The organism is Leucobacter luti, assembly GCF_050310065.1.
Lineage (GTDB): Bacteria > Actinomycetota > Actinomycetes > Actinomycetales > Microbacteriaceae > Leucobacter > Leucobacter luti_B.
The window spans coordinates 2,540,171-2,551,854 of the sequence record NZ_CP190007.1; the positions used below are offsets into that span (position 1 = coordinate 2,540,171).

10 protein-coding genes and 2 riboswitches are annotated in these 11,684 nt (G+C 71.4%); of the genes, 3 read left to right on the plus strand and 7 right to left on the minus strand.

The annotated features are described in order from the left end of the window. Positions 1 to 43: 43 nt before the first annotated feature. Both ACOPJ3_RS11545 and ACOPJ3_RS11550 read left to right on the plus strand, forming a co-directional pair. Positions 44 to 1,477, plus strand: coding sequence for a rhodanese-like domain-containing protein (locus tag ACOPJ3_RS11545; protein WP_427869312.1), 1,434 nt, complete (start codon positions 44 to 46; stop codon positions 1,475 to 1,477). 57 nt (positions 1,478 to 1,534) lie between these two features. Continuing rightward, positions 1,535 to 1,924: a rhodanese-like domain-containing protein gene (locus ACOPJ3_RS11550; RefSeq protein WP_427869313.1), complete on the plus strand. Its 390-nt coding sequence runs from the start codon at positions 1,535 to 1,537 to the stop codon at positions 1,922 to 1,924. Between the two features lie 420 nt (positions 1,925 to 2,344). On the opposite strand, the gene ACOPJ3_RS11555 is transcribed toward ACOPJ3_RS11550, so the two are convergent. The 7 genes from ACOPJ3_RS11555 to trmB all read right to left on the minus strand — a co-directional run bounded on the left by ACOPJ3_RS11555 (position 2,345) and on the right by trmB (position 11,111). Then, positions 2,345 to 3,799 carry an MFS transporter gene (locus tag ACOPJ3_RS11555; RefSeq protein ID WP_427869314.1) on the minus strand — a complete coding sequence of 485 codons (1,455 nt, stop codon included), beginning with the start codon at positions 3,797 to 3,799 and terminating at the stop codon, positions 2,345 to 2,347. Positions 3,800 to 3,823: 24 nt separating this feature from the next. After that, positions 3,824 to 5,236, minus strand: coding sequence for an L-serine ammonia-lyase (locus ACOPJ3_RS11560; RefSeq protein WP_427869315.1), 1,413 nt, complete (start codon positions 5,234 to 5,236; stop codon positions 3,824 to 3,826). A gap of 9 nt (positions 5,237 to 5,245) precedes the next feature. Beyond that, complete coding sequence (gene gcvH / locus ACOPJ3_RS11565; RefSeq protein ID WP_427869316.1) at positions 5,246 to 5,623, minus strand: glycine cleavage system protein GcvH; 378 nt, start codon at positions 5,621 to 5,623, stop codon at positions 5,246 to 5,248. Between the two features lie 38 nt (positions 5,624 to 5,661). Next, positions 5,662 to 6,774: a glycine cleavage system aminomethyltransferase GcvT gene (gene gcvT, locus ACOPJ3_RS11570; protein ID WP_427869317.1), complete on the minus strand. Its 1,113-nt coding sequence runs from the start codon at positions 6,772 to 6,774 to the stop codon at positions 5,662 to 5,664. An 87-nt stretch (positions 6,775 to 6,861) separates the two neighbouring features. Beyond that, entirely contained in the window at positions 6,862 to 9,753 is a 2,892-nt protein-coding gene (gcvP, locus tag ACOPJ3_RS11575) for an aminomethyl-transferring glycine dehydrogenase (protein WP_427869318.1), read from the minus strand. 46 nt (positions 9,754 to 9,799) lie between these two features. Further along, positions 9,800 to 9,910: riboswitch (glycine riboswitch) on the minus strand. Between the two features lies 1 nt (position 9,911). Beyond that, positions 9,912 to 10,012, minus strand: a riboswitch (glycine riboswitch). A 125-nt stretch (positions 10,013 to 10,137) separates the two neighbouring features. Further along, positions 10,138 to 10,362, minus strand: a complete 225-nt coding sequence (locus ACOPJ3_RS11580; protein WP_427869319.1) for a hypothetical protein — start codon at positions 10,360 to 10,362, stop codon at positions 10,138 to 10,140. 2 nt (positions 10,363 to 10,364) lie between these two features. Beyond that, on the minus strand, positions 10,365 to 11,111 hold the full coding sequence (gene trmB, locus ACOPJ3_RS11585; protein ID WP_427869320.1) for a tRNA (guanosine(46)-N7)-methyltransferase TrmB: 747 nt from the start codon (positions 11,109 to 11,111) through the stop codon (positions 10,365 to 10,367). A 102-nt stretch (positions 11,112 to 11,213) separates the two neighbouring features. On the opposite strand from trmB, the gene aroQ reads away from it, so the two are divergent. Then, positions 11,214 to 11,654, plus strand: coding sequence for a type II 3-dehydroquinate dehydratase (aroQ, locus tag ACOPJ3_RS11590; RefSeq protein WP_427869321.1), 441 nt, complete (start codon positions 11,214 to 11,216; stop codon positions 11,652 to 11,654). Positions 11,655 to 11,684 lie beyond the last annotated feature (30 nt).

An 11,684-nucleotide genomic window follows, 5' to 3' on the forward strand; every position in this document is an offset into this window, starting at 1 on the left:
CACTGACCCACCCCGCGACACCGAAGAACGGAGCACCGAGATCATGCTGCTTGAGCGCATTTACGACGAGGACCTCGCGCAGGCGAGCTACGTCATCGGCTGCCAGGCCGAGGGCGAGGCGATCGTGATCGATCCCCGCCGCGACATCGCCATCTACCGCGACATCGCCGAGAAGAACGGCATGCGGATCGTCGCGGTCACGGAGACCCACATCCACGCCGACTACCTCTCCGGCACGCGCGAACTCGCGGCCGCAACCGGCGCGACCGTCTACGTCTCCGACGAGGGCGGCCCCGACTGGACCTACGGCCCCGACTTCGATCCCGCGGTCCGCATGAAGCACGGTCACCGGATCCAGCTCGGACGCATCTCGATCGAGGCCGTGCACACCCCGGGCCATACGCCCGAGCACATGTCGTTCCTCGTGACCGACGGGGCGCAGAGCGACAAGCCGGGCTTCATGCTCACGGGCGACTTCGTGTTCGTGGGCGACCTCGGCCGGCCCGACCTCCTCGACGAGGCCGCAGGCTTCGTGAACACCCGCTTCCAGGGCGCGAAGGACCTGTTCGCGAGCCTCCGCGACCGCTTCTTGACCCTCCCGGACTACGTGCAGGTGCTCCCGGCACACGGCTCCGGATCCGCCTGCGGCAAGGCCCTCGGCGCGATCCCGACCACGACCGTCGGCTACGAGCGGAACTTCTCCTGGTGGGCGCAGTATCTGCGGAACGACGACGAGCAGGGCTTCGTCGACGAGCTGCTGAGCGGCCAGCCGGACGCTCACGCCTATTTCGCCCGCATGAAAAAGGAGAACAAGCTCGGCCCCGCCGTGATGGGCGAGGCTCGGGATCGGGATCTCCGCGAGTTCACGGCGGCGGAGCTCCGCGCCGAGCTCGACGCCGACCGCGTCGTCTTCGTCGACACGCGCCACCACTCGCTCGTGCACGAGGGCACCGTCGAGCGCGCGCTCAACATCCCGGGCACCGCGAAGTCCGCGAGTTACGGCGCGTGGGTCGTGGATCCCGAGCGCGAGGCGCGCCCGATCGTGCTCCTCGCCGAGTCGGCCGAGCACGCGGCCGAGATCCGGGATCACCTGGTCCGGGTCGGAATCGACACGGTCGAGGGCTTCGTCACCTCGCTCGCGGGGCTCGACCTCGTGCGCCCGCTCGTGATCCAGCCGGGCGAGCTCGACGGTTTCGATCGCGCGCTCCTGCTCGACGTGCGGAACCTCACCGAGTACTCGGCCGGGCACCTGCCCGGCGCGGAGCAGCTTTCGGGCGGCCGCGCGCTGTGGAACCTCGACCGCCTCCCGAAGGACGGCACGATCGTGGCCTACTGCCAGAGCGGCGTGCGCGTCTCGGTCACGGCGAGCGCGCTCCGGAGCGCCGGCTACGACGTCGCCGAGCTCGACGGCAGCTTCGCGGCGTGGTCCGCAGTGCCGGGGAACGTGCCGACGAGCGAGCTGCCCGTCGCCGCCTAACCGGCCGGCACGGGATCCTCCTCCACCCTCACAAACCCCAGATCCGAAGGACCGCGCATGATCCGCAAGCTACTCCTCCCCGTCTCGCTCGCCGCGCTCGCACTCGGCCTCGCGGGCTGCTCCCCCGCCGCATCCGGGGCATCCGCTCCAGGCGGGCCGGGCGAGCCGCTCCCCGCTGGCGCGGTCGTCATCGACGTCCGCACCCCCGAGGAGTACGCCACGGGACACCTCGAGGGCGCGCGCCTGCTCGACCTCACCGGGGGCGAGCTCGAGGCGGCGATCCCGGGCCTCGAACCGGCCGCCGACTACTACGTCTACTGCCGCTCGGGCAACCGCTCCGGGCAGGCCGAGCAGCTCATGCGCGCCGCGGGAATCGACCGCGTCACGAACCTCGGCTCCGTGCAGGAGGCCTCCGAGAGCAGCGGGATCGGGATCGTCACCGAGTAGTTCGGGATCGGGGGCCCGAGGCCCGGCCCCGCGCCCCCTCCGCAATCTGCGCTCGTTCGCACGATCCGAGGCGAAAACATAGGAACGAGCGCAGTTTTGGGAACGAGCGCAGGGGTGGGCAGGCCGTCGGCCCGGGCGAAACTGCGCACCTCAGCACCGTGCCCCGGTGCTCCCTCCGCAATCTGCACTCGTTCGCACCATCCGGGCCGAAAACATATGAACGAGCGCAGTTTTGGGAACGAGCGCAGGGGTGGGGCAGGCCTTCGGCCGGAGCGAAACTGCGCACCTCAGCACCGTGCCTCCGCGCTCCCTCCGCAATCTGCGCTCGTTCGCACGATCCGGGGCGAAAGCTGAGGAACGAGCGCAGAATTCGGAGCGAGCGCAGGAGCAGCAGGCGCGCGAAGCGCGGCCGCCGCCGCGCTAGCGGTCGTCGAGGGCTTTGCCGCCGCGGTCCACGAGTCCCCAGGTGGCGGCCGCCGCGATGAAGAAGAACACCGCGAACACGGTGAAGGTGAGCCCGGCCCCTCCCGCGACGAGCATGAGCGGCACGACGAGCGGTGCCGCGATCGACGCGATGCGGCCAACGCCCGCGGCCCAGCCGGCGCCGGTGGCGCGGAGCGAGGTCGGGTAGATCTCGGGGGTCACGGCGTAGAGGGCGCCCCACGCGCCGAGGTTGAAGAAGGAGAGCGCCATGCCCGAGGCGATGATCGCGCCCTCGGCGTGCACGGTGCCGAAGAGGATCGCGGATCCCGCCGAGCCGACGAGGAACACCGACAGGGTGAGCCGCCTCCCCCACACCTCGATGAGCCAGGCGGCGACCGCGTAGCCCGGCAGCTGCGCGAGCGTGATGATGAGCGTGAAGCCGAAGGAGCGCACGAGGCTGAAGCCCGCGTCGACGAGGATGCTCGGGATCCAGATGAACGCGCCGTAGTAGGCGAAGTTGACGCAGAACCAGACCACCCAGATCGAGAGCGTGCGCCCCCGGAACTCCGCCGACCAGAGCGCCGCGAGCCGCCCGCCGCTCGTGCGGGCGATGACCCGCGCGCCAGGAGCGCCCGCGCCAGGAGCCGGCGCGCCGGGAGTCGCCGCGCCAGCAGCCGCCGCGCCAGCAGCCGCCGCGCCAGCAGCCGCAGCAGCACCGGTCCCGGCCTCCACGATCGCCGCGCCCGCCTGCGGCTCGAGCCCGGCGGAGCGCTCGAAGTCGGCGACGACCTTCTCGGCCTCGGCCGTGCGCCCGCGACCGGCGAGCCAGCGCGGCGACTCGGGCAGTCCGAGCCGCACGACGAGCGCGTAGACGGCGGGGATCGCGCCGAGGGCGAAGGCCCACCGCCAGCCGTCCTCGGAGGCCGGCACGACGAAGTACCCGATCACGGCCGAGGCGGTCCAGCCGACGGCCCAGAACGCCTCGAGGATCACGATGAGCCGGCCCCGGATCCGGGCCGGCGCGAGCTCGCTCACGTAGGTCGAGGCGACCGGCAGTTCAGCTCCGAGCCCGAGGCCGACGAAGAAGCGCAGCACGAGCAGCATCGCGACGCCACCGACGAGGGCGCTCGCGCCCGTCGCGACGCCGTAGATGAGCAGCGTGAGCGCGAACACCTGCCTGCGCCCGATCCGGTCGGCGAGGAGGCCACCGAGGCTCGCGCCGATCGCCATTCCCGCGAAGCCGACGGAGGCGATGAGGCCGGTCTCGCCCTTCGTGAGCCCCCAGTGCTGGGTGAGGGCCGCGATGATGAAGGAGATGAGGCCGACGTCCATGGCGTCGAGCGCCCAGCCGACGCCCGAGCCGGTGAGGACGCGCCCGTGCCTGCGTGTGAACGGGAGCGCGTCGAGGCGCTCCGCGATCGATCGGTGCCCGATCTGCGGTGATGAACTCATGGGTTCATCGTAGGACCTGCGGCGTCAGCACTCCACGACGTTGACGGCCAGACCGCCCATCGCGGTCTCCTTGTACTTCGAGTGCATGTCGCGGCCCGTCTCGCGCATGGTCGCGACGACCTGGTCGAGGCTCACCCAGTGGGAGCCGTCGCCCATGAGCGCCATCTTGGCCGCGTTCACGGCCTTCGACGCCGCGATCGCGTTGCGCTCGATGCACGGGATCTGCACGAGCCCGCCGATCGGGTCGCAGGTCAGGCCGAGGTTGTGCTCCATCGCGATCTCGGCGGCGTTCTCGACCTGCTCGGGTGTGCCGCCGAGCACCTGGGTGAGGCCTGCGGCCGCCATCGAGGAGGCGGATCCCACCTCGCCCTGGCAGCCGACCTCGGCGCCCGAGATGGAGGCCTGCTCCTTGCAGATCACCCCGACCGCGGCCGCGGCAAGGAAGAAGTCCGCGATCACGGCGCGCTTCTCGGCCGCCGACCACGAGGCGGCGCCCGGCGCGTAGTGCGTCGCGTAGAAAAGCACGGCGGGGATGATGCCGGCGGCCCCGTTCGTGGGTGCGGTGACGACGCGCCCGCCCGACGCGTTCTCCTCGTTCACGGCGAGCGCGACGAGGTTGATCCACTCCTGCCAGAACTGCGGATCGCGATCCGGATCCCGCTCTCGCATGCGGCGGTGCCACTCGGGGGCGCGCCTGCGCACCTCGAGCCCGCCCGGCAGCACTCCCGTGCGCTCGAGCGCCGAGTCCTTGCAGGCCTCCATGACGCGCCACAGGTGCTCGAGGCGGTCCCGGATCTCGTCCTCGGGCAGCAGGGCGGCCTCGTTCGCGAGCATCACGCCCGCGATCGAGAGGCCGGAGGAGCGGGTGTGCGCGAGGAGTTCGCCGCCCGTCGCGAAGGGGTACGGCTGCTCGGCGACGGCCGACTCGATGCGGTCGACCTCCGCCGCCTCGTTGCCCTCGCGGAGGATGAATCCGCCGCCGACCGAGAAGTACGTCTCCTCGGCGAGCGGCTCGCCCGCGGCGTCGAGCGCCGCGAAGCGCATGCCGTTCGGGTGCGTCGGCAGGATCGTGAGGGGGCGCAGCACGATGTCCGGGATCCCGAACTCGACCTCGCGCGGCGCGTCGCAGAGCTCGGCGCACACGCGCACACGGCCCGTCTCCTCGATGCGGGCGAGCGCCGCGTCGAGCTCTGCCGGGAGCACGCGCTCGGGGTCGATGCCCTCGAGCCCTGCGAGAACCGCGGGGAACGTGCCGTGGCCGCGCCCCGTCGCCGCGAGCGAGCCGAAGAGCTCGACCCTGAGGCCGCGCACCCCTTCGAGCCCGCCTGCGGCGAGGAGCCGCGCCGCGAAGTCGGCCGCCGCGCGCATCGGCCCGACCGTGTGGGAGCTCGAAGGCCCGATCCCCACACGGAACAGGTCGAAGACGCTGACGGCCACGGCGAGACCCTAGAGCTCGCCGTTGTTGTCTGCCGCGTACTGCTCGGCGCTCAGGAGCGGCCCCTCCTCGGTGACGGCGACCTTGAAGAGCCAGGCCGCGCCGTAGGGATCCGAGTTGAGGAGCGCGGGGTCGGCGACGACCTCGTCGTTGACCTCGACGACCTCGCCAGCGACCGGGGTGTAGATCTCGGAGACCGACTTCGTCGACTCGACCTCGCCGACGATCGCGCCGACCGTGATCGTCGATCCGACCTCTGGGAGGTCGACGAAGACGATGTCGCCGAGCGCGTCCGCCGCGACCTGGCTGATGCCGATGACCGCGGGGCTCTCGGCGTTGATCCACTCGTGCTCCGCCGAGTAGCGGAGGCCCGTCTGTACCTTGCTCATGATGTGTTCCTTTACTGCTGGGTTGGGACTGTTCGCGCTCAGTTCGCGCGGTGGTAGAAGGGAAGCGTGACGACCTCGAACGGCTCGGCCTTGCCGCGCAGATCGATGTCGAGCGCCGTGCCGGGCTCGGCGAGGGCCGCGTCGACGTAGGCGAGCGCGATCGGGTGGCCGAGGGTGGGGCTTGGCTGGCCGCTCGTCACGACGCCGACGGTCTCGCCGCCCGAGAGCACGGCGTAGCCGGGCCTGCCTGCGCGGCGGCCGGATCCCGAGAGCCCGACGAGCACGCGCGCCGATCCCGCGTCGCGCCGCCCCTCGAGCGCCGCCCGGCCGACGAAGTCGTCCTCCTTCTTGAAGGAGACGACGGGCCCGAGGCCCGCCTCGAAGGGGGTGACCTCGCGGCTCAGCTCGTTGCCGTAGAGCGGCATGCCTGCCTCGAGGCGCAGCGAGTCGCGCGCGGCGAGGCCCGCGGGGATGAGGCCGTGCGGCTCGCCGGCGGCGAGCAGGGCGTTCCAGAGCTCGGCCGCGCGGTCGTTCGGCGCGTAGAGCTCGAAGCCGTCCTCGCCCGTGTACCCGGTGCGGGCGAGGAGCACGCGGACCCCGGCGACGTCGGCCTCGGCCGCCGAGTAGTACTTCATGTCGGAGACGAGGGCGCGCTGCTCCTCGGGCACGAGGGCGTGCAGGATCTCGACGGAGCGCGGCCCCTGCACGGCGATGAGGCTCGTCGCCGCCGTCTCGTCGGCGATCGCGACCTCGAAGCCTGCCGAGCGCTGCTGGAACTCCGCGAGCACCGTCTGTGCGTTGCCGGCGTTCGGCACGACGAGGAACTCGTCCTCCGCGAGCCGGTAGGTGATCAGGTCGTCGATGATCCCGCCGTCCGCGTCGCAGATCAGCGAGTACTTCGCGCGACCCACCGCGATGACGGCGAGGTTGCCGACGAGCGCCGCGTTCAGGAACGCGGCGGCGCCTGCGCCGGACACGCGGATCTCCCCCATGTGCGAGAGGTCGAAGAGGCCGGCGGCCCCGCGGACGGCGCGGTGCTCTGCGAGCTCCGAGCCGTAGCGGAGCGGCATGTCCCAGCCGCCGAAATCGGTGAAGGACGCGCCGAGCCGCTCGTGCTCGTCGTGGAGGGCGGTCTGCCGCGGTTCGGTCATGTGATCTGGCCTTTCAGAAGCGGGTGCTGGTGCGGGATCGGGATCGGTGCTGGATCAGGATCGGTGCTGGATCAGGATCGGTGCGGATCAGGACTCGAAGGCCTCGGGCGCGGGGCACGAGCAGACGAGGTTGCGGTCGCCGAAGGCGCCGTCGATCCGGCCGACCGGCGGGAAATACTTGTCGGTGCGGAGCGAGTCGACGGGGTAGACCGCCTGCTCGCGCGAGTAGGCGCGATCCCACTCGCCCGCGACCACGGCGAGCGCCGTGTGGGGCGAGAGGCGCAGCGGCGACTCGGCGATCCCGATCCGGCCCTCGATGACGTCCGCGATCTCGCCGCGGATCGTGACCATCGCCTCGATGAAGCGCTCGAGCTCGCCGAGGTCCTCGGACTCGGTCGGCTCGACCATGAGCGTTCCGGCGACGGGGAAGGCGAGGGTCGGCGCGTGGAAGCCGAAGTCGATGAGCCGCTTCGCGACGTCCTCGGCCGTCACGCCCGACTGCGCAGTGAGCTCGCGCAGATCGAGGATGCACTCGTGCGCCACGAGCCCCGTCTCGCCCGTGAAGAGGACCGGGAAGTGCTCCGCGAGACGCGCCGCGATGTAGTTCGCGCCGAGCAGCGCCGACTTCGTCGCGAGCGTGAGCCCCCCGCCGCCCATCATCGCGATGTAGGCGTAGGAGATGGGGAGCACGCCCGCCGAGCCGAAGAGCGTCGCGACGACGGGGATCCCGTCGCTCACCGAATAGGTGCCCGTGGGGTCGCCCGGCACGAACGGCAGCAGGTGCTCGGCGACGCCGATGGGGCCGACCCCGGGGCCGCCGCCGCCGTGCGGGATCGCGAACGTCTTGTGCAGGTTCAGGTGGGAGACGTCGCCGCCGAACTTGCCCGGCTGCGCGATGCCGACGAGCGCGTTCATGTTGGCGCCGTCGATGTAGACCTGGCCGCCCGCCTCGTGCACGAGCTCGCACACCTCGCGCACGTCGGCGTCGTAGACGCCGTAGGTCGAGGGGTAGGTGATCATGATCGCGGCGAGCTCGTCGCGATTCGCCGCGATCTTCTCGCGCAGATCGGCCATGTCGATGAGGCCGGCCTCCGTGTTCTTCACGACGACGACCCGCATGCCCGCGAGCACCGCGCTCGCCGCGTTCGTGCCGTGCGCCGACGCGGGGATGAGGCAGACCGTGCGGCCGGCCTCGCCGCGCGAGCGGTGGTAGCCGCGGATCGCGAGGAGGCCCGCGTACTCGCCCTGCGCGCCGGAGTTCGGCTGCAGGGAGATGCCGGCGTAGCCCGTGATCTCGACGAGCCTGCGCTCGAGGTCAGCGATGAGCTCGCGCCAGCCCGCCGTCTGATCGGCGGGTGCGTAGGGGTGGATCGAGGCGAACTCGGGCCACGAGATGGCCTCCATCTCGGCCGTCGAGTTGAGCTTCATCGTGCAGGATCCGAGCGGGATCATGGTGCGGTCGAGCGCGAGATCCCGATCCGCGAGCCGGCGCAGGTAGCGGAGCATCTGCGTCTCCGAGCGGACCTCGTGGAAGATCGGGTGCGTGAGGTAGTCACTCGTGCGGACGAGGGCGGCGTCGAAGGCATAGTCGCCGCGTGCGGCGGCGTCGAAGGCATAGTCGCCGCGGGCGGCGGACCCGGCGCCGTCTGCCCCCACTGCGGCGCCGAACGCCCCGGCGACGGCCGCGACGTGCGCCGTCGTCGTGGTCTCGTCGGTGGAGACGCCGACCGTGTCGGCGTCGATCCGGCGCAGGTTGATCCCGGCCTCGGCGGCGCGCGCGATGACCTCGTCCGCGCGGCCCGGCACGCTGGCGACGACCGTATCGAAGAAGGATCCCGAGGCGAGCTCGATGCCTGCCGCCTCGAGCGCGTGCGCGAGGGTGCGGGCGTGCGCGTGGGCGCGCTCGGCGATCCCCTTCAGCCCGGCCGCACCGTGGTACACGCCGTACATCGACGCCGTGATCGCGAGGAGCGCCTGCGCCGTGCAGATGTTGCTCGTGGCCTTCTCGCGACGAATGTGCTGCTCGCGGGTCTGCAGCGCGAGGCGGTAGGCGGGCTTGCCGGCCGAGTCCTTCGAGACGCCGACGAGGCGGCCAGGCAGCGAGCGCTCGAGGCCCGCGCGGATCGCGAGATAGGCGGCGTGCGGGCCGCCGAAGAAGAGCGGTACGCCGAAGCGCTGGGTGTTGCCGACCGCGACGTCGGCGCCCTGCTCCCCCGGCGGGACGATGAGGGTGAGCGCGAGCAGGTCCGCGATGACCGTGACCATCGCGCCGCGCTCCTTCGCCGCGGCGATGATCCCGCGCTGATCGGTGACGGATCCGTCGCTGCCGGGCTGCTGCAGCACGACGCCGAAGATCTCGCCGTCGGGCAGGCCCTGGCTGAGGTCCGCGACCTCGACCTCGAAGCCGAGCGCCTCGGCGCGGCCCTCGATGACGGCGATCGTCTGCGGGAAGACGTTCGCGTCGATCACGGCCTTCGCCGACTCGGGGGCGCGGCCGGCGCGGCGCATGAGCAGCACGGCCTCGGCCGCGGAGGAGGACTCGTCGAGCATCGACGCGTTCGCGATGGGGAGGGCCGTGAGATCCGACACCATCGTTTGGAAGTTGAGCAGCGCCTCGAGGCGGCCCTGCGAGATCTCGGGCTGGTAGGGCGTGTACGCCGTGTACCAGGAGGGGCTCTCGAGCACGTTGCGCCTGATCACGGGCGGGGTGAACGTGTCGTAGAAGCCCTGGCCGATCATCTGCGTCTTGACCACGTTCTTGGCGGCGAGCGCGCGCAGATCCGCGAGGATCTCCTCCTCGCTGCGACCTGCGGGCAGGTCGAGGGCGTGGTCGATCCGGATGTCCGCGGGGACCGCGGAGTCGACGAGCGCGTCGAGGCTGTCCTGGCCGAGGGCCTCCAGCATGGTGGCGACGTCGGCGGGGTCAGAGACGCCGATGTGTCGGTCCGGGAAGGTACGGTCGGCGGGGGTGATGCTCACGAGGATCTCCTGGCTGAGGTCGCGAAGGCGCGACGGGGAAAGGGATCCTCCCCGCTCTGTTCGTGAACCTGAGAGATTCGGGCGTTCCGTTGTGGCGGGGCGCCCTTGCACCGTCGGTGGGCGGCTCGCGTGCGCGATCCGTCGCTTTCCAGAGTTGCCGTGCTGCAGCGGTACGTGGGCCTGAGAGATTCCCGGGGAGGGTTTGCTCCTACGGCGCCGTTGCCCTGTTGGGGGCTCCGGACTCTCCCGCCACAGCTTGATGGCCGATATTCATGACTCGGCTTCACTCTACACGCCCCCGCCCCCTGATCGGGCCTTGTCGCCCCGGGCCCTGTTGTTGTTAGCGATTTCGGGGCTTCCGCGGGCCGCGAAGCCCCGAAATCGCTAACAACCGCGGGCGCCGGGGGTGCGGGCCGCGCGGGCCCAGGCCACGGCCGCGGGGTCCGTGAGGCGCAGGATCTCGACGACCTCGCCGGCGTCGCAGCGGAGGAGCTCGACCGTGGCCGAGTCGGCGCCCGCCGAGGCGACGCGCCACTCGCCGCCCGAGAGCTCCCAGCGCGCGACCTCCTCGGGAGGAGGTGCTGGCGAAGACTCGGGCGACTCGTTCATGATCAGGCCTTTCGGTAGCTGAGGTCGCGGATCGCGCGCCCCAGGTCGGAGCCCTTCTTCTCGAAGGCTGTGAGGATCCGGCCCTCGAAACGCGGGGCCCACTCCCCCTCGAACGAGCGCTCGAACGCGGGCGCGGCGTCCATGACCTCTCGCATCTGCTCGGCGTAGTCCTCCCAGTCGGTCGCGAGGCGCAGCGTGCCGCCCGGCGCGAGCACGCGCTCGGTGATCCGCGTGAAGTCCTCGTTCACGAGGCGGCGCTTCTGGTGCCGCGCTTTCTTCCAGGGATCGGGGAAGAAGACCCACACCTCAGACGCAGAACCGGCCGGGAGGAAGCGCTCGAGCACCTCGGGCGCGTTCGCCTCGGCGAGCTTCAGGTTCGTGTTGCCCGCCTTCTCCGCGCGGATCATCGTGCGCGCGAGCCCCGCGGTGAACACCTCGATCGCGAGGAAGTCGGTGTCCGGGTGCTCGGCGGCGGCGTGCAGGATCGCGTGCCCCTGGCCGGATCCGACCTCGATGACGAGCGGCGCCTTCCGCCCGAAGATCTGCTCCGGATCGCCGGTCGCGCCCTCCGCGACGCTCGTCGCCGCAGGCCCGCGCGGCACGTCGATCAGGTAGGCGGGGCTGAGCTCCTCCCAGGCACGCTCCTGCGCGGGCGTCATGCGCCCGCTCCGGCGCACGAAGGACACCGGCTTGTCGCGGAACGTGCTCGGGTCGAAGTTCTTGTGGGGCAGTGGCTGCTGGTCGGTCACCCCACAACGCTAATCCGCTGGGAGTCCAACGGCAAAGCGGAGGCGCGTCACCGTCTGCCGATACCATGGGAAGACCGGACACGACTGGCCAGGGAGGGCACCATGACCGCACGCATCCTGCTTCTGAACGGCCCCAACCTGAACCTGCTCGGCACCCGCGAGCCCGAGGTCTACGGATCCGAGTCCCTCGCCGATGTGGAGGCGCTCGTCGCCCGCGCCGCGGGCGAGTTCGGGCTCGACGTGCGCGCGGTGCAGTCCAACCACGAGGGCGCGCTCATCGACGCGATCCAGGAGGCGCGCGAGGACTGCTCCGGGATCATCCTGAACCCGGGCGCCTTCACTCACACGTCGATCGCTCTGCGCGACGCGCTCGCCTCGGTGCCGATCCCCGCGATCGAGGTCCACATCTCCAACGTGCACGCGCGCGAGGAGTTCCGCCACCACTCCTACATCTCCGCGGTCGCCGCGGGCCTGATCGTGGGCTGCGGCGTGCAGGGCTACGAGCTCGCGGTGCGACGGCTCGCGCAGCTGCTCGCGGGCTGAGCGCGGCGCCGTCAAGTCGAGGCGCGGCCG

What these genes read in the sequence shown, in the direction of transcription:
- ACOPJ3_RS11545 (WP_427869312.1), top strand. Translation starts at nt 44, where the DNA reads ATGCTGCTTGAGCGCATTTACGACGAGGACCTCGCGCAGGCGAGCTAC.
- ACOPJ3_RS11550 (WP_427869313.1), top strand. Translation starts at nt 1,535, where the DNA reads ATGATCCGCAAGCTACTCCTCCCCGTCTCGCTCGCCGCGCTCGCACTC.
- ACOPJ3_RS11555 (WP_427869314.1), bottom strand. Translation starts at nt 3,799, where the DNA reads ATGAGTTCATCACCGCAGATCGGGCACCGATCGATCGCGGAGCGCCTC.
- gcvH (WP_427869316.1), bottom strand. Translation starts at nt 5,623, where the DNA reads ATGAGCAAGGTACAGACGGGCCTCCGCTACTCGGCGGAGCACGAGTGG.
- gcvT (WP_427869317.1), bottom strand. Translation starts at nt 6,774, where the DNA reads ATGACCGAACCGCGGCAGACCGCCCTCCACGACGAGCACGAGCGGCTC.
- ACOPJ3_RS11580 (WP_427869319.1), bottom strand. Translation starts at nt 10,362, where the DNA reads ATGAACGAGTCGCCCGAGTCTTCGCCAGCACCTCCTCCCGAGGAGGTC.
- aroQ (WP_427869321.1), top strand. Translation starts at nt 11,214, where the DNA reads ATGACCGCACGCATCCTGCTTCTGAACGGCCCCAACCTGAACCTGCTC.